Source organism: Armatimonadota bacterium, from assembly GCA_016223145.1.
Classification (GTDB): Bacteria; Armatimonadota; Fimbriimonadia; order Fimbriimonadales; family Fimbriimonadaceae; genus Nitrosymbiomonas.
The window spans coordinates 315,126-332,285 of record JACRPN010000011.1 but is presented as its reverse complement, the minus strand read 5'-3'; the positions used below and the strand labels follow the sequence as shown (position 1 = coordinate 332,285).

At 62.2% G+C, this 17,160-nt stretch carries 12 protein-coding genes and 1 pseudogene; 9 read left to right on the top strand and 4 right to left on the bottom strand.

What is annotated here, in order from left to right; genetic code table 11:
* Positions 1-16 precede the first annotated feature (16 nt).
* Positions 17-817 carry a hypothetical protein gene (locus HZC36_10175; GenBank protein ID MBI5707340.1) on the bottom strand — a complete coding sequence of 267 codons (801 nt, stop codon included), beginning with the start codon at positions 815-817 and terminating at the stop codon, positions 17-19.
* An 84-nt stretch (positions 818-901) separates the two neighbouring features.
* Between HZC36_10175 and HZC36_10170 the strand changes: the two are divergent.
* Positions 902-2,322: pseudogene (locus HZC36_10170) on the top strand (ribulokinase).
* Between the two features lies 1 nt (position 2,323).
* Here the strand turns inward: HZC36_10170 and HZC36_10165 are convergent.
* On the bottom strand, positions 2,324-2,740 hold the full coding sequence (locus HZC36_10165) for a type II toxin-antitoxin system VapC family toxin (GenBank protein ID MBI5707339.1): 417 nt from the start codon (positions 2,738-2,740) through the stop codon (positions 2,324-2,326).
* Positions 2,737-2,985, bottom strand: a complete 249-nt coding sequence (locus HZC36_10160) for a type II toxin-antitoxin system Phd/YefM family antitoxin (GenBank protein ID MBI5707338.1) — start codon at positions 2,983-2,985, stop codon at positions 2,737-2,739. Before HZC36_10160 ends, HZC36_10165 begins: the two co-directional genes overlap by 4 nt.
* Positions 2,986-3,081: 96 nt before the next feature.
* On the opposite strand from HZC36_10160, the gene HZC36_10155 reads away from it, so the two are divergent.
* From HZC36_10155 to rnc, 7 genes are all read left to right on the top strand, one after another.
* A complete protein-coding gene (locus HZC36_10155; GenBank protein MBI5707337.1) occupies positions 3,082-3,747 on the top strand; it encodes a class II aldolase/adducin family protein in 666 nt (221 codons plus the stop codon).
* A gap of 171 nt (positions 3,748-3,918) precedes the next feature.
* A complete protein-coding gene (locus HZC36_10150) occupies positions 3,919-7,131 on the top strand; it encodes a PD40 domain-containing protein (protein ID MBI5707336.1) in 3,213 nt (1,070 codons plus the stop codon).
* A 143-nt stretch (positions 7,132-7,274) separates the two neighbouring features.
* Positions 7,275-9,899: a hypothetical protein gene (locus HZC36_10145; protein MBI5707335.1), complete on the top strand. Its 2,625-nt coding sequence runs from the start codon at positions 7,275-7,277 to the stop codon at positions 9,897-9,899.
* 73 nt (positions 9,900-9,972) lie between these two features.
* Entirely contained in the window at positions 9,973-10,731 is a 759-nt protein-coding gene (locus tag HZC36_10140) for a creatininase family protein (protein ID MBI5707334.1), read from the top strand.
* Positions 10,732-10,747: 16 nt separating this feature from the next.
* Entirely contained in the window at positions 10,748-12,094 is a 1,347-nt protein-coding gene (gene hflX / locus HZC36_10135; protein MBI5707333.1) for a GTPase HflX, read from the top strand.
* A gap of 166 nt (positions 12,095-12,260) precedes the next feature.
* Entirely contained in the window at positions 12,261-13,367 is a 1,107-nt protein-coding gene (locus tag HZC36_10130) for a pyridoxal phosphate-dependent aminotransferase (protein ID MBI5707332.1), read from the top strand.
* Positions 13,364-14,068, top strand: coding sequence for a ribonuclease III (rnc, locus tag HZC36_10125; protein ID MBI5707331.1), 705 nt, complete (start codon positions 13,364-13,366; stop codon positions 14,066-14,068). The genes HZC36_10130 and rnc overlap by 4 nt, the downstream gene beginning before the upstream one ends.
* Positions 14,069-14,118: 50 nt before the next feature.
* On the opposite strand, the gene HZC36_10120 is transcribed toward rnc, so the two are convergent.
* Positions 14,119-16,101 carry a peptide transporter gene (locus HZC36_10120; protein ID MBI5707330.1) on the bottom strand — a complete coding sequence of 661 codons (1,983 nt, stop codon included), beginning with the start codon at positions 16,099-16,101 and terminating at the stop codon, positions 14,119-14,121.
* Positions 16,102-16,173: 72 nt separating this feature from the next.
* On the opposite strand from HZC36_10120, the gene HZC36_10115 reads away from it, so the two are divergent.
* On the top strand, positions 16,174-17,091 hold the full coding sequence (locus tag HZC36_10115; GenBank protein ID MBI5707329.1) for a hypothetical protein: 918 nt from the start codon (positions 16,174-16,176) through the stop codon (positions 17,089-17,091).
* The last annotated feature ends 69 nt before the right edge of the window (positions 17,092-17,160 follow it).

The window sequence follows — 17,160 nt, the reverse complement described above, 5'->3', positions numbered from 1 at the left end:
GCTTCTTCGCCGATTCTCACAGGTATTCCCAGATCCCTTCAGCAAGGTTCCGATACCGCTCGGCGCTCTTTGCCATCACCCCTGCACCGGTGCAGGGCGTTCGGTTCGCATCGTACAGCACCACCCGGCCGTCTACGATCGCGTAGTCGAACTTGCCGAAGTCGAACCCCAGCTCCGCTCTAAGCTCGCGCAGTTCGTCGGGCACATCCTCTAGCGGCTCGCGGCGGATTGTGCTCGCCGATTTCACGATCGGGCTCTCCGAGAAGTTGCGCGCGCCAAACTCTCGGCTGCCAAGGAAATACCAGAGTCGCAGACTGTAGAGCCCGTCTTGCATCTCGGGCAGGAACCTCTCGACCACCAACTCTCGGTCCTGCCAGACTGGCGGAGGCACCCGTTCTGGAGACTCAAACACCTGATAGTCTTGAAAGGGCGCCGAACCACCTGTCCGTGCGCCGCGGCGTGCGGCCAGCTCGGCCTCCTTGGCGCCGCCGCAGTTGCGATCCGCCTTCACGATCACCGGACCATCGTAGCCATCGCCATAGTGGACCAGGTGCCGGCTAAGCGTGCGCTTGGAGATGTCGGAGGTGTGGCGGTTCAGGCAGACCGGATAGCGGGCAGCGAGAGCCCGATATTCGGCTGGAATTTCGGTCAGGTCCACGTGAAGAACGGCCAAGTCGGCTTCCACAGCCTGGCCAGGACCGTGGCAGACTTTGACATCCAGGCCCCTTTCCTTCCAGACGTCGGCGATTCCGCGCAGGTAATAGGGCACCTGCTCGAACGCCTCGCTTCTGTGCGTCAAGATGGCGATCCGAGGCACAGCTGGAGGATAGCCGAGACCAGACCCCGCCCGCTTCGCAAAGGAGCATTGTGTGCTCCGCTCGAACCAGAATAGGACAAGCCCATGCCCACCTACACCCTTGGCATTGATTTCGGAACGAACTCCGTTCGCGCCCTCGTCGTGGACTGCGCCGACGGCCGGGAAGTCGGAACGTCCGTCGTGAACTACCCGAGCGGCGAGGCGGGAATCCTGCTCGATGAGCGTGACCCAAACCTCGCCCGCCAGAACCCCGGCGATTGGCTTTGGAGCCTCGTGGAGGCCGTTCGAGGCGCTGTTCAAGACGCCAAAGCAGACGACTACGCGTTTCAGACCGAGGCCATCGTCGGCATCGGCGTCGACACCACTGGATCCACGCCTTTGCCTGTGGACAAGAACGGCACGCCGCTTGGGATGCTCGACGCATTCAAAGACGACCTGGCCGCCCACGCCTGGCTCTGGAAAGACCACACGAGCTACGCCGAAGCCGCCGAGATCACTGAGAGGGCTGCCGCCCAGGGCCGGCCTTACCTAAACAAGTGTGGCGGCACCTATTCCAGCGAGTGGTTCTGGTCAAAGATCCTGCACTGCGCGCGAACGGCGCCCAAGGTCTTCGAGGCCGCGTTCTCTTGGGTCGAGTGTCAGGACTACATCCCCGCTTGGCTTACTGGAACCACCGATCCGCTCATCATGAAGCGCGGCGTTTGTGCCGCCGGGCACAAGGCACGCTGGTCAAGATCATGGGGACCAGTACCTGCGACATCATGGTGGGCGGCGAGGACACGCCGGACATTCCGGGAGTCTGCGGTGTGGTGCCGGGTTCGGTCATACCGGGCATGGTGGGGGTCGAGGCGGGGCAATCGGCAGTTGGTGACCTGTTCAATTGGGCGGTACGCCTTCTCGGCAAGGGCCACGGCGAACTATCCGCTGAAGCAGAGCAATTGAGGCCCGGCGAAAGCGGATTGCTCGCGCTGGATTGGAACAATGGCAACCGCACGATCCTAGTGGACCCATTGCTCAGTGGTTTGCTCATCGGCCAGTCGTTGCACACGTCGGCCGGAGACGTCTATCGGGCCATGATCGAGGCGACGGCGTTTGGCGCGCGCAAGATCATCGAGCAGATTGAAAAGCATGGCGTGAATATTCAAGAAGTTGTGAATTGCGGTGGTATCGCGGAGAAAAGTCCGCTGACCATGCAGATCTATGCCGACGTTTTGAACCGCCCCATGAAGATCAGCCGGTCCGCCCAAACCTGTGCGCTGGGTTCGGCGATCATGGCGTCGGTGGTTGGCGGCGCGCACCAAGACACGCTCACGGCGATCGCAGCCATGACGGGGGTGAAGGATGAGGTGTACCGCCCTGAGCCCGATGCAGTGGCGGTGTACGATCGGCTCTATGCGCTCTATTCCGATCTTCACGACAGCTTTGGGAAAGTGAAGCGCCACCCGGACCTTCACGGCGCAATGAAGGCGATGATTCGGATTCGCGAGGAAGCGAGAAACGGGTAGATCAGGGCTGGAAGAGGGTGGCGCCTTCAGCTGCCGCAGCGGCCACTAGTTTTCTGTCGAGGCTGGCCAACCCTGCGCCCTTCCTTAGTGCCAACTCCAAGTACGCGGCATCATAGGCCGTGATTCTGTGGCGTCGGCAAAGGGAGAGTGTCATGCCAAAGGCCGACGAATAGGTTTCGGAGTCGACTTCAATCTGTAGACTCCCCAAGGTGTTGAGGGCTCCGGCAACGTCCGATGCTGTTAGCCTTCCTACATTTTCGGCGAGTGCAAAGACATTTGCGATCTCCAATGTCCAGTGCTGCGGAACCAGGAAAGACACTGAATTTGCTGAAGTCAAGAGAGCGTCGGCGTAAGTGTTTTGTTCGTCCCGTAGAAACCACGCAAGGACAACGGACGCATCGACAACGACATTCGTCAATATCGGTGACCTTCATGCTTCATCGCGATGAGCTCGTCGATCGAAAAGCTCCCGTGGCGTGCTCTGAACTGCCTGATCGCTTCAATCACTTCATCAAGGGACATCTTAGGTGTGGCCTCCTCGACAGGCATCAGACGCGCAGTCGGCTTCCCATGCATGGTGATGACAATGGTCTCTCCCTTTGCAGCCCGCTTAACAAGCTCCGAAAGGTGGGTCTTCGCCTCAAAAATGCCAACACTTTCCATAATTCAAACTAGTCAATGACTAGTCATATTATGCCACAGATTGGCCCCGAGGCACCGGGGCGCTGGACCGAAGAGCCGTTTCAGTAGACTGTTCTTATGTCTGCCGCCCTTCGACAAGCCGTCTGCGACGCCAACCAGGCCCTGCCCAAAGCAGGCCTTGTGACCATGCACTCCGGGAACGCCAGCGGCTATGACCCTGATACGGGTCTGGTCTACATCAAGCCGAGCGGCATGGACTACGACGCGCTCACCCCCGAGAAGCTCGCACCGGTAAACCTCAGAACCGGCGAGATCGAGCAAGATGGCTCCGAGGGGGCAAAGCTCAAGCCAAGTGTCGACCTGCCTCACCACCTCTTTCTCTATCGACATATGCCCGACGTTCGGGGTGTGGTCCACACCCACAGCAACTTCGCGACCGCCTTTGCGGCCGCAGGCAAACCGATCCCACCCGTCCTCACGGCCATCGCCGATGAGTTTGGTGGCGAGGTGCCGTGCGCGCCCTATGTCAACAATGAGGGCGACCACATTGGGCAAGCGATCCTCGCATGCAGGAATGAACGAGCACCCGCGATCCTCATGGGAAACCACGGCGTGTTCACGTGGGGCGGTTCCCCGAAAGCGGCGCTCAAGGCGGCTGTGATGGTCGAAGACGTCGCCAAAACGGTGTTTCTCTCGATGCAGCTTGGCGGCCCCAACCCGATCCCACGAGAGGAGATCGAGAAATGGTGGGATCGCTACCAGAACCGCTACGGCCAGAGGTGACCCTCAGCTCGCAACTTGGCCCTGTGGGCTCTGGTTTGCATATCCTGAAGATCGGTCTGGGAAACACGACTCCTCCTGGGACCAAGTTCCCAACAAGGGGGCCAGCTTGGGAACTCCGGCAAGGGCAATCGCCATAATTCTACGGGGCTTAGAACGGCCCTGGAGGATTTCATGCTTACGCTTCTCGCCGCGTCGCTCATCGCCATGCCGTTTCAGGCTGAGGAGATGCGCCTCATGCGGATGCCGGACATTCACGGCGACCAAATCGTTTTCACCTATGCCGGCGACCTCTGGCTCGCCAACCGCACCGGGGGTCTGGCGCGGCGCCTCACCTCCCACCCGGGGGCTGAGTCCGGCGCCCAGTTTTCTCCTGACGGCAAATGGATCGCCTTCAACGCCAGCTACGACGGCATGCCCGATATCTACGTCATCCCCTCAGAGGGAGGCGAGCCCAAGCGCTTGACCTATGAACCCGATCCCGACGGCGTCGTGTCGTGGACTCCCGATGGCAAGATCGCCTACAAGTCCAGCTTTGGGACCTTTAACGGCCAGATGCAGATGCTCTGGAGTGTCGATCCCGCAGGAGGCCCCTCGACGCGCACGCCCATCCAGGAGATCGCCGACGGCTCATTCTCGGCGGATGGCAAGTCGATCGCCTACAACCGCGCGGCATCGCACCAGTTCAACTGGCGGCGCTACCGCGGTGGCACGCATGGGTTCGTGTCTATCTATAACCTCTCGGACAACACCTATTCCGAGCTGCCGCATAAGCGTGAGAATTCTTGGTTCCCGATGTGGGTCGGCGACGCGATCTACTACGCCAGCGACCGCAACCAAGGCACAGTGAACCTCTATCGCTACGACTTGAAATCGAAACAGGACAAGCAGCTCACCACGTTTGCCGATGCCGACATCAAGTGGCCCAAGACCGATGGCAAGACGATCGTGTACGAGCGCGATGGCGCAATCTACACCTATGACATCGCGAGCGGGAAGATCGAGAAGTTCAGCGCCAAAGTCGCCAGCGACAATGTGGCGGCCCGGCCTGTGCTCAAGAACCTGAACCCCTACATCACGGACCTCGCGATCTCGCCCTCAGGGGCACGAGTGCTCATCGAAGCGCGCGGCGAACTGTTCAGTGTGCCGCAGAAGAACGGTGAGACCCGCAACGTCTCCAACACTGCGAGTTCACGCGAGCGGTGCCCAGCCTGGTCGCCAGACGGCCAGACCCTGGCCTATGTGTCCGATGCGACCGGAGAATGGGAGGTCTACACCATGCCGCAGATGGGCGGCAAGGCCACCCAGCTTACGGACGGCGCGAAGATCCCTGCCACCTCGATTCAGTGGTTCCCAGACGGCAAGAAGCTCCTGATCACGACCCGTAACAGCAAGCTCTTCGTACTCGACGTCGAATCGAGGAAGCTCACTTTAGTGCTTCACGGCAACTTCGGCCTTGGATCTTGGGATATCTCCCCCGACAGCAAGTGGATCGCCTATGTCAACCAGCAGAAGAACTACCTTGGCGCGGTCTATCTGTACGAGATCGCGACCGGCAAAGCCACCCAGGTCACGGATGGCTACTACGACGATTCCGCTGTGAGCTTCGACATGGGCGGAAAGTACCTTTACATCGTGTCGGCGCGAACGTTTGCACCGGTCAACGGAAAGTACGAGTTGGCGATGGCTCCAATGAACACGGATCGGATCTATGTGATTCCACTCGCCAAGGACACGCCCAACCCGCAGTACCCGAAACCGGACGAGGAGAAGGTCAAGGAGGAACCCAAGAAGCCCGATCCTGCCAAACCGGAAGCCGGCGCTAAACCGGCTGAAGCTCCCAAGGATGACAAGGACGTAAAGATCGACTTCGACGGCCTGGCGGCCCGAGCGATCCCGCTCCCCATGTCGAACAGCAGCTATCCGATGATCCTCGGCAGCACCAATGGCGTGTTCTTCATGTCCGGCGGTGGCTTCATGAAGTACGACCTCGGCTCACCCGCGCCGGCGATGATCATGCAGGGCGGCTTTAGCGCGGCTTCAGTGAACGCCACCCGCACCAAGGCCGCCTTCGTATCGGGAAGCGCGGTGTCGATTTTGGACCTTGCGCCCGGGGCGCAGCCCAAACGCGTGGACACGAGCGACGTGGCTGCGGTTATCGACCTGCCGACCGAGTGGAAGCAGATGTACTGGGAAGTTTGGCGCTATATGCGCGACAACTTCTACGATCCCCAGATGGCCGGCGTGGACTGGAAGTCGGTCGGCGCCCAATATGCCAAGTACCTGCCTTACGTGAAGCACCGGTCCGACCTGAGCTACGTGTTCGGGCTCATGATCGGAGAACTCGGGACGGGGCACGCCTATGTGGGCGGCGGGGACATGGGTCCGTCGTCGCCTCCTGTGCCGGTCGGCATGCTGGGCTGCGACTACGCCATCGAGGGCGACTTCGTGAAGATCTCGAAGATCTACGCGGGCGCTAACTATGACGAGTCTCGCCGCAGCCCCTTCATGGATCCGGGCGTGAACGTGAAGGAGGGCGACTATCTCCTTGAAATTGACGGCAAGCCTGTCACCAAGAGCGTGAACCCGGCATCTCTGCTTCTCAGGAGGTCCGGCAAGTCGGTCGTTGTGACGGTCAACGACAAGCCGACGCTTGAGGGAGCGCGTCACGAGCGGGTGCGCCCGATCGGCAGCGAGGACGAGCTCCGCTACTGGTCGTGGGTCGAGGAGACCCGTGCCAAAGTGGCGGCGGCCTCCGGCGGCAAGATCGGCTACATGCACATCCCGGATACGGCCGTGCAGGGCACGACTGAGTTCATGCGCGGCTTCTGGAGCCAAACCGGGAAGGACGCCGTGATCGTGGACGAGCGCTGGAACGGCGGCGGGTTCATCCAGCCGTGGTTCGTGGATACCCTCAGCCGCAAGGTGATGGCAGCCTTCACGGGCAACAACTTCGCCGGAGGCTCCGTGCCTGATGGCGTCGCGATCGAGGGCCCCAAGGCGATGCTGATCAACCAGTACGCCGGGTCAGGAGGGGACTTCTTCCCATGGATGTTCAGGCAGGCGGGCCTCGGCCCGCTGATCGGAAAACGCACCTGGGGTGGCCTGGTCGGCATCAACGGTCTCAGCAACCTCGCCGATGGCGGCGGAGTGTCGGTGCCGGAATTCGGCATCTACGACAAAGACCTTGGCGAGTGGATCGCGGAGAACAAGGGCATTGACCCCGACATAGACGTTGACCTCCGCCCGGACCTCCTGGCGAAGGGCCAGGACCCGCAATTGGAGAAGGCGATCGAGTACCTGCTCGACCAGCTCAAGAAGCACCCAGCCAAGGGATTCAAGACGCCGCCCTATCCGAAGACCGTCCCTCCCAAGACTGGCGGGTAAGTGCTTAGCCCCTCCCTTGGTTTTGCGAAGCGAAACTGAGGGAGGGGTTGGGGTGGGAGACCCAAGCGCCCCTCGTTCCACTGCAATGCCTACAAAAGTGTAAGCATGCCGCGCAGCGCCGAGATGCGCTGTAAACTCGTTGGATGCTGCTCCTGGCCGCGCTGCCTTTGCTCACAGCACCCGTTTTCGCCCCACCGGTCCCTTGGACCCTCGGGTTCGCGGCGCCGCCCTTTCTGCCCTTGGCCGCAGACGTAGACGGCGACGGCTATGCCGATCTGATCTCGGTCTCGACCCAAGGAGAGGGGTTCATCGACGTGATGCTGAACGTGGCCGGCATGAAGACGGCACGCGCCGGCCGCGCCCGATCCCAGTGGGGTAAGGGCTGCCAAGCGGCAGCCGCGGGCGAATTCGACGGGAAGAAGGGCGCCGACGTCGTGGGAATCTTCGATGGCCAGACGCTCATGCTCGCCTCGGACTTTAAGAGCGGCGCTTTTCAGTCGGGTGTGGAATGGCTGAAGCTCCCCAAGAAGCTCGATAAGCCAAGGCTCATATGGCTCGAGCCAGGCAAGGTCGTGGTCCAAGGCAAAGGAGGAGCGTTCGCCATTAGCCTCAAAGATAAGGCGGCAGTTCCCTTCAAGGGGAGGATCACCGAGCCTCTCAAGGGGATCGAGACGCTGCTTCCCCCATCAGGGCTGCCCGATGCGCCGCGAAGGTTCGCGCTGGGCGACATGGACGCCGACGGCGACGAGGATGTAATCGAGTTCCGGAACGGGAACGAGCACCACACGGCCCAATCTGTCCGCATCTACCGAAAGGTGTCGCCAGGCGAAACCGACTCTGACCGCGATGGACTGCCCAATACTGAAGAGGCCAAGCTGGGCACAGACCCCATGAACCCGGACACCGATGCCGACGGCCTACTCGACGGTTGGGAGGTAGGTGAATTCAGGGGTCTAAAGCTGCAGGAGCTGGGCTGCGACCCTCGGCACACGGACTTCATCTGCCTGATTTCCCGCTTTGACGGCCTCGATGAGACGCTCGCCAAAGAGGAGCTTGCCCGGTGCGTGGACTATTACGCGAAGCTGCCGACAAAAAATCCTGACGGCAAGACGGGCTGGAGTCTCCACCCCATATGGCTGAACGTGCTCGACAAAGAGGCACAGAAGAAGCCTTGGTGGGAATCGCGCGATCTCTACATCCCCGCCAAGTGGCGCGGCGTGGTCCACTGGATGCAGATCACCCCTTGGGGCGGCGGGCAGGCCGACCAGTTGGGCGATGGAGGCGGATGCGGCGGGGGGCGGAACAGCCTCTACGCAACCTTTCTGCACGAGTTTGGCCACCAGATCGGCATGGACCACAACGGTTTTTGGGGGCCCAGCCAGTGCCCGATTTACCGGAGCCTGATGAACTACGCTTACTCCTATTCGCTCGAAGACGACGCCACCAGGATCGCCTACAGCACCGGCGAACTCGCCGATTTCGTGCTCCGCGAGAACGACTTAAGCGAGGTGCTCCCGCTGCCCTACGAGCGGGCGAAGTTCCTTGAAAGAGGACCCTATCGCTTCAAGCTCAAGCCAAACGGCAAAACCACGCTCATCGACTGGAACTGGAACGGGGTGCTCGGCGAGACGCACATCCGCGCAGATATCAACTACGGCTATTCCACGAGCGCGGGCGCGCGCGACGATGCGGGGAAAACGATGGCGTCGCCCTGGTGGATCATAAACGGCAGGGACGCATTCCTGCTCTATGCCAAGCATGACAAGCCCGCCGACCCAAAGTCCTCGCCCGACGTCTCAGTGGAGAAGCCCGGGACGCTGTACCTCCGCAAGCTGCTCAAGCCAAAGGTCTGGCGCGATCCATGGATTGTCGAAAAAGAAGCGGTAACGGGCGATCCGGTGGGGATCACGGTTGGGAAGTCGCTGGTCTTTGCCTATCCCACCAAGAATGGAGTCGTCCTCCGAACGGGCGAACTCAAGGGCGACAGCCTTAGGGTTAGCGATTGGGCCTCGGTCCACGCCAACACGAAGGCAGTTCCGACCGTGGGCACCGCGAATGGCCGCGCCTATCTTCTGCTCTGGAACCACGAAACGAAAGCAATCCAGTATGCGATCCTCCCGGCAAAGCCAACCAAGGAGAACCTGGACAAGCTGGAATTCCACGCGTTTCGCTTCACCAGCGAGATCGCACCCGGGTTCTGCGAGGACACCATCCAGCATCAAGTGGTGATCGGTATCGCCCAAGACCAGGATGCCCAGCGCAAATCGCGCTGGCAGGTCCGGCGGCTGAACATCGACTCGATGGGCCTCCTCACGGAGGCCAGCGCACCCGAGTGGGTCGAAGGTGAAGCGGGAAGAGCCGCCGGCAACTCTCGCTGCACCCTTCTCTTCGACGCCTCGAAGGACGCGGGCAAGGAGGGCCGCCTGTACTTCTTCGCGGTGGGCTTTCGGGCAAAGGAGAACCCCTGGCAATGCGGCTACGTGGCGATGCAACTTGCGGATAGGTCCATTCGCGGTGGCTGGCTGGTGAAGCGCTATTACGACGAGTGGACCCAGTCGCGCTCGTCCGTGGGCGTGGCCTGGTGGCAGGGCGAGATCCTCTACGCTTATCGTTGGGTCGATGGGAGCCAGGGCCCGACGGACAACAACCTGCACGTGGGCTACCGCGGGTCGGGCATCGATCCCGAGCCGATGGGGGACCACGATGACCTCAAGATGATGGGGTCATTCGGCATTCGGTACAGCATCGGTTGGTTGAACAAGGAGTAGCGATGGCGATCGCGACCGCTGATGGGTGATCGGGTGGCGTCAATGGCATGGCGCTTCCTGCCAAACTAGCGCCATGAAGCTTGCCGAAATGACCTGGCCGGAGGTCGGAACGCTTGATCGGTCCGTTGTGGTTCTCATTCCCACCGGTTCCCTGGAGCAGCACGGACGGCATCTGCCGCTGTGGACCGATTCGCTCATTGTGACCGCTGTCGGCGAGGCCGTCGAACGCCAGATCGGGGATAAAGTGCTCCTGACCCCCACGCTTTGGCTGGGCGCATCGGGGCATCACTTAAAGTTTCCAGGAACTTTGAGTGGCAGCTTCGAGGCGTATGAGCAAGCCCTCCTCAGCGTGGCAGAATCGCTGATCCCTCACGGGTTCACCAAGTTCTTTGTGCTCAACGGCCACGGCGGCAACACCGAGCCGAACGGCGTGGCTCTGCGAAAGCTCAAGGCGCTGCATCCGGAGCTGACCTTCGGACACAGCGGCTACTTCGCTTATGTCGGGCAGGAGACCATGAACCGCCTGGAGGGCCCGCTTAAGGAGATGCGCCATGCTTGCGAGGCAGAGGCATCCCTTATCCTCCACCTTCGTCCCGAGCTCGTCCGCAAGGACAAGCTGCGCGACGATGGCCTCACCTCAGATCCGCCGATCCGTGGGCTCATCCATCACTTCGACGAGATGACCGAAGAGGGCTCCCTGGGCTATGCCACCCTTGCCACCGCCGAGAAGGGCCGCTGTATCTTTGAGGAGGCGGTGACGAACATCTGCCGCGAACTCACGGACCTCGCCGAGGGGTACGTGCTGAAGGGCCTACCCGACAAGGAGCGCTGAGGCTGTAGACTGAACCATGCCCAGATCCTCCGGGGTGGTCCCGGTCGCGCGAAAAACGGAGAAAGCCGCGCTCGTTTTCGTCAATGAGGATGAGGCGGAAGACGCATTCGTCGAGGCCGAGCTTGAAGGTCTTGCCGAGGCAGCGGGAGTCGAGGTGTCCGGTGAGATTCGCCAGCGCCTTGACCGGCCCCATTCCTCCACCTACATCGGCAAGGGCAAGGTCGGCGAGCTCGCAGCAGTGGTCCGCGAGACTCATGCGGACGTGGCGATCGTGGACGCTGAACTCAACGCCGTCCAGACGCGCAACCTCACCGACGGAATTAGTTGTCGGGTAATTGACAGGACTCAACTCATCCTCGACATCTTTGCCCGGAGAGCGCGCACCAAGGAGGGACAGCTTCAAGTGGAGTTGGCGCAGCTCACGTACCTCCTGCCAAAGCTGATGACGCTCTACACCAAGTTCGAGCGCCAGAAGGGGGGCATCGGGCAGCGGGGCCCCGGTGAGCAGAAGCTGGAATCGGACCGAAGGCTGGTCCGCGAGCGCATCGCCCGACTGAAGCAGGATTTGGAGGACGTCCGGCGCCAACGCGAACTGCAGCGCATCGGCCGCCGCAAGCACCCGTTCCCGTTCGCCACGATCGTGGGCTATACCAGCGCGGGAAAATCCACGCTCATGAATCGGCTTGCCGGCACGCAGCTCCTCGCCGACGCCATGCCGTTCGCCACGCTCGATCCCACCACCCGCAAGATCGATCTGCCCGAGGGCTACAGCCTGTTTCTGACGGACACGGTCGGCTTCATCCGCAACTTGCCCCACAACCTGGTCGCGGCGTTTCGGGCCACGCTCGAAGAGGTCACCACGGCCGACCTCATCGTCCATGTCGCGGACGTTTCCCACCCGAACTGGGAGCTTCAGCGCGACGCCGTGATGGCGACCCTGGGAGAGCTTGGGGCCCAGGATAAGCCGATGATCACGGTCTTCAATAAGATGGACCTGTTGCGGCCGGCACGACCCATAGAATCGGCGTTGCGGGGCCATCCGGGAGATCGCGTCTCCGACGATGTGAGGGCCGGCGTCGAACCCGCCGACATTCGCTCGCTGGTCGCGGAAATGCCCGATTCGGTGGCGATCAGCGCGCAAACCGGCGAGGGCATCGAGGACTTTCTGGCGCTGATGGTCAAGAAGCTGAAATCGCTGCTGGAGAGGGTCCAGGCGTTGGTTCCCTATGGCGAGTCGGCGCTCGTTCAGGCCTGCTACGACTATGGAAGGGTGCACTTGGTCGAGTACCGCGACGAGGGGATCTTCGTAGACGCGGACCTCGTTGAGGAAATGCGCCGCAAAATGGAGCGGTTTCGCATCTGACCTGGCTGCGCGATCGCCTTTGGCCTGCGGCTTCGATGCGCCAAGCTTGTGGCACATTAGGGAAGCCGTCGGTATACTCGGCCCAGTGAACCCTCCGCCGCTTTCAGCCCGTGCGGCCCGCCTTGGCCCCTCGCCAACTCTTGCCGTCTCCGCCAAAGCACGCTCGATGCAGGCCCAAGGCATCGACGTCGTGGGACTATCCGCCGGCGAGCCCGATTTCAAAACTCCCGAGTCCATTCGCAGATCGGCGATTGAAGCCATCGAAGCGGGATTCACGCGCTACACCACGACGAGCGGTATCCCCGAGCTAAAGGAAGCCGTCGTCGCCAAACTGGCCCGAGACAACGGGATCTCCGTGAAAGCCGAGCAGGTGGTCGTGAGCTGCGGGGCAAAGCACAGCGTCTATAACGCCCTCACGGCCTTGGTCGACCCCGGCGACGAAGTGCTGATCCTCACTCCTTTCTGGATGACCTATGCCGACCAGGTGGGCCTTTGCGGCGGCAAGGCAGTGCTTCTGCCGACCAAAGAAAGGGATCAGTTTCAGCCGGATTTGGACCAGGTAAAGGCTGCGGTCACGCCAAAGACCAAGGTCCTCATGGTGAACAGCCCGAACAACCCGACCGGCAGCGTGATTCCTGGCAAGACCATCGAGGCTCTGATGGACATGGCGATCGCCAACAACCTGTGGGTGGTCTCCGACGAGATCTACGAGAAGCTGATTTATGAGGGAGAGCACGTCAGCCCCGGGTCGCTTTCATCCGAGGCGGCGGACCGCACGATCACCATCAACGGCTGCAGCAAGACCTTCGCGATGACGGGCTGGCGCATCGGCTACGCCGCCGCTCCGCTCCGTGTTGCTAAGGCAATGTCGAATATTCAAGATCAGGTGACCAGTAACCCCACGTCCTTCGCCCAGAAGGGCGCTGTGACCGCGCTCTCGCTCCCCGATCACGAGGTGGCGGCCATGCGCGAAGAGTTCCGGGCCAGGCGAGAACTGATCACTGGCCTGCTCCGGCAGCTCCCCGGCGTCCACGTTGAAAAGCCCCACGGCGCGTTCTATGTGTTCGCAGATTTCTCGGCACACCTCGGCGGCAAGGTCCCGACCGACATGGAGCTTGCCAACTACCTGCTCGAAGTGGCCCACGTCGCCACGGTTCCTGGCTCCGTGTTCAACGGGCCCGGCCACCTGCGGCTCAGCTATGCGGCGAGCCGAGAGGACATTGAAAAGGGCGTTTGCCGGATCGGCGAGGCCCTAACCCAGATGGAGAGATGATCCCGAAGGAAATCCCCTTGCGCGACCTGGCGGCGTTCGAACTGGCGACGACGCACCGCTCCGCCGCGCCCGAACCGGTCCGCGAGAGCTATGAGCGTCTAGAGTTCTTTGGCGACTCGGTGCTCGGCCTGGTGATCGCCGAATACCTCTATGAGCACCATCCCGACTGGGACCAGGGCATGCTGAGCAAGGCCAAGTCCAGCGTCGTTCAGGAGGGCCCGCTGGCGGAGGCGGCGCTCAAGCTGGGGCTGGACCATTACGTCCGCCTGAGCCCGAGCGAGGAAGGCACCGGGGGGCGCATGAGGCCGTCGATCCTCGCCGACATCTTCGAGGCGATCATCGGCGCGATCTATCTGGAGTCGGGCCTGCAGGTGGCCCGGTGGTACATCCTGGAGCAGCTCCATCCGTACCTCATGCAAATCAGCTCGGGCGACGTGAGCCCGAACGATTACAAGTCGAAGCTGCAAGAGGTCGCTCAGGCGATCTGGCGACGAACCCCGGTTTACCGGGTGGCGCGAGAGGCCGGGACCTCCCACGAGAAGCAATTCACGGTGCAGGTGCTGTTCGACGACGAGGTCCTGGGCGAAGGAACGGGCCGCTCCAAGAAGGAGGCTGAGCAGGCTGCGGCCCAGGACGGCCTGGAGCTGATTCAGCGCAACCGCCGCGCCAACGAGATCGCCATGGACAGGTTTGAAGGCTAGGGGCTTGTGAGAAGGTGCTCGGCCGGCTCAACGGGACGGCCGGCAGGCTCCTAATAAGGTGTCTGGACCACCGATTTCGCCACCAGCGCCACCGAAATGCCCGCCATCGCCGAGAGCCCGGTCCCACAAGAGAACCCGGCGAGCAGCACCGGAGCATAGCGCATCCAGGCCTCTTCGCCAAACTTGCGCGCCATGTACTTCCTGCCGAACCACGCGCCCGCCAGTTGGGGAAGCGTGTTGGCCGGAAAGAGCCCGAGCCCCCCGGCAAACCCATAGAAGAAGAGCATCGGCACCTTGAAGAGCGAAAGCACGCCATACAGCGCCAGGCCGCCCGCCGCCCCGCCTGCGATGAGCCCGGGCTTGATCGCCGCCAGGAACCAGTTGTGCTCGCCTGGCGCTTTGGGGAGGTTGATCTGCTGGATCACGGCCTGCATCTTTGCTTCCAGCGGCCAAAACGCCTGAGCATAGGGGAATGAGGCCGAGGGTACAGGATTGGCCTTCCAAAAGAAGGCCCAGAAGCCAAAGCTTGCCACCAGAATCAGCGGAAACATCAGGGCTTCCGCCTTCCAGATGCTCGTGAACCTTGTCCCCGTGAGTTCCACCTCGCGAAAGCGTTGTGCGGCCCAACCGTGGTCATAGAGCGGGACGGGCGCGTACCACACGTCCGCTTTGGGATAGCCGCTGGCGACGATAGAGGCCTCTTTGAGGTAGGGAAACCCGACGCCGCGCCCCGTGAGGCCGTGCATCCGCGCCGACACGTAGCTGTTCAGGGGGCTCCAGAGCAGGCCGAACACAATGAGAATCCACGAGGGAAACGTAGGGATGAGCCAGCGGCAGAGCACCACCAGGCCCATCGTCGAGCCGAACCAAACCAGCATGGCGATCCAGATCGGCAAATCGCCCCTGCCATCCGGTGGCGTAAGGCTGTAGCGCCGCTCCTCCCGAAACCTACGTGCCTGCGCGATCGCCTTTGCCACCAGCGCGATGCCCAGGATCGCCACCGCGATGTTCACACCGATGCCCACCGACAGCCAAAAGTCCATATCGGTTGCGACCTTGGTCACGAAGGCGTTCGAGCCAAGCCGATAGCTGGGCAGCATCCCGGCATGATAGAGGATGGGGTTCATCACCACCATCGCCAGCACGCTCGCGACGGTCGCCCCGAGCACGATCTGGAAGGGCAGCACAAAGCCCATCAGCACGTTGCCCAGGCTGAAACTGAGCCCAACGATGGCCGCCGGAAGCAGGTTCTCGATGGGGATCGTGTAGTCGGCGAAGGGGATCGGAAGAACGACCACCGAGTGTCCGATGAGCACGTCCGAGATCACGGGAAGCGCAACATAGACCGCCCCAAACAGCAGGCCGACCACCGACCCGGTCGAGAAGATGCGCCAGCGCCAGCTCTCGGTGCCTGCTTCGGCGAGGGCCGTCGCGCCGGATGCCGCTACGGGCGCGTAAGGGAACGGCAACCGCTCGACATCGCTGGTGAGCCGAAAGAGCGCGTAGCCCATAGACATCCAGCTCAGGCGCCCACAAAGCTCGGTGGCGGCGAGCAGAACGATGGGGGTCCACCAGGCAGGATGCCAAAGCTCGCGCTGAGCAACGGCGACGTGCTCCGGCTGGGGCACCGCCCAACTGGGTACCTGCTTCACGAACGACTGCGCCGACTCCGATTGCACGAAATAGGCGTTCCAGATCAGGGAGCTGAACGGCCCGCCGTAGAGCCCGCGGGTCTGGTTCACCACCGTCGTCAGGGCGCTCGCCATGTAGAAGAGGATGTAGATCTCTTGCCGCCTAAGCGGGCGGAAGCTGCGCCGAGCGACCTCCGCAAAGAGCACGATCGTGACCCATTCGGCGGCCTCGCCGATGCCGTATCCGGCGACGAGCCCCAGGTAGATCCCGCCCGGGATCATGAAGCAGGCGATAAACAGCGCGCCGACGAACGTGCGCCAGGTGAACCCATCGCTAAAGCCCATCTCCGAAGAGGCGTCGTCAACGCCCGTCGGCTCCAGGTCGGCTTCAGAGGAGGACATCCTGAGCTTTCGTTCTGGACCCCCCGCCCCAATTCCTGCTTGGCGGGACCGATGAGGCACTATACTTGCCCAATGGCCGGAACGCTGCTGGTGGGGAGCCCAGGAACCTCCTGGCGCGACTGGCTGCGCCACAACCGAAAGGGCCGAGACCTGGTCATCGCGGATCCGATGGACTCGATGCTGGGGCCCGCGGGCCGAATCGGGCTTTGGAGAGGGGACCAGTTGACGGCTTGGCGGTTCTATGGCTCGCTTTCGCCACTCCGCGCGCCGCACATGCTGGTCGCGGCGACGGTCTCCATGGTGCGGCTGGCGCAGCAAGACCCCATCGTTCAGCTTTTTGCCTATAGGCCCGGACCCTTGATGCGGCAGCTCACTGGAGCCCTCGCCGAGGTACTCGGCCCCGCGCAAATCCTCCTGTCTTCGCAGGCGCAGGTGGACCTTTGCGATTGGCCGGTGGGGCCAGAGGAGGTCGAGCTTCCTGCCGCGTTTCCGACGGTCGTAGAGACCGCCCAGAGGAGGGCACAATGGCTGAAGCTCCTGGAGCAGTGCGCCTCCCACGAGGTCCCACTCAGGAACCTGGCCATCGAGGGTGCGCGGCTCGGGTCAGGCCGAGCGCTCGGCGAAGCAGAGCGAAAGGCCGCGGGAATCGAGGCCGCACTCCACGCCGAGTGCTGCGGCGCAACGCTTCTCGTCGTTTCCGACGGAGAGTTCGAGGACCTCGAAGTGTCCCGCGCCCTGGACAGCACCCACACTTCGAAGTTTCAAGTCGTCCGTCCCGAGCAGTACAAGGGGCTGCTGTGCAGCTTTGCCAGAAGCGGCGGCGAGGATTTCGGCTACGGAGTGCTAGACGAGATCGACTTTGGGCGCGGCGTCGCTTTGGCGCGCACGACCGCCGTTCCGCCGACCCCCGTGCAAGTTCTGCGGATCGGCGGCCTGAAGCTCAGCGAGGATGGCGTGGAGCAAGGTGAAATCCGGCCCTGGGAAGTCTGACCCGCCCGGACACTTCCAGACCCTCAACGGACCACGCCTTCAAGAGGTTCTGGGACCCTGCGGTATAAC

Coding starts and splice junctions, on each gene's coding strand:
- HZC36_10160 (MBI5707338.1), bottom strand. CDS start 2,985: ATGGAAAGTGTTGGCATTTTTGAGGCGAAGACCCACCTTTCGGAGCTT.
- HZC36_10155 (MBI5707337.1), top strand. CDS start 3,082: ATGTCTGCCGCCCTTCGACAAGCCGTCTGCGACGCCAACCAGGCCCTG.
- HZC36_10150 (MBI5707336.1), top strand. CDS start 3,919: ATGCTTACGCTTCTCGCCGCGTCGCTCATCGCCATGCCGTTTCAGGCT.
- HZC36_10145 (MBI5707335.1), top strand. CDS start 7,275: ATGCTGCTCCTGGCCGCGCTGCCTTTGCTCACAGCACCCGTTTTCGCC.
- HZC36_10140 (MBI5707334.1), top strand. CDS start 9,973: ATGAAGCTTGCCGAAATGACCTGGCCGGAGGTCGGAACGCTTGATCGG.
- hflX (MBI5707333.1), top strand. CDS start 10,748: ATGCCCAGATCCTCCGGGGTGGTCCCGGTCGCGCGAAAAACGGAGAAA.
- HZC36_10130 (MBI5707332.1), top strand. CDS start 12,261: ATGCAGGCCCAAGGCATCGACGTCGTGGGACTATCCGCCGGCGAGCCC.
- rnc (MBI5707331.1), top strand. CDS start 13,364: ATGATCCCGAAGGAAATCCCCTTGCGCGACCTGGCGGCGTTCGAACTG.
- HZC36_10120 (MBI5707330.1), bottom strand. CDS start 16,101: ATGTCCTCCTCTGAAGCCGACCTGGAGCCGACGGGCGTTGACGACGCC.
- HZC36_10115 (MBI5707329.1), top strand. CDS start 16,174: ATGGCCGGAACGCTGCTGGTGGGGAGCCCAGGAACCTCCTGGCGCGAC.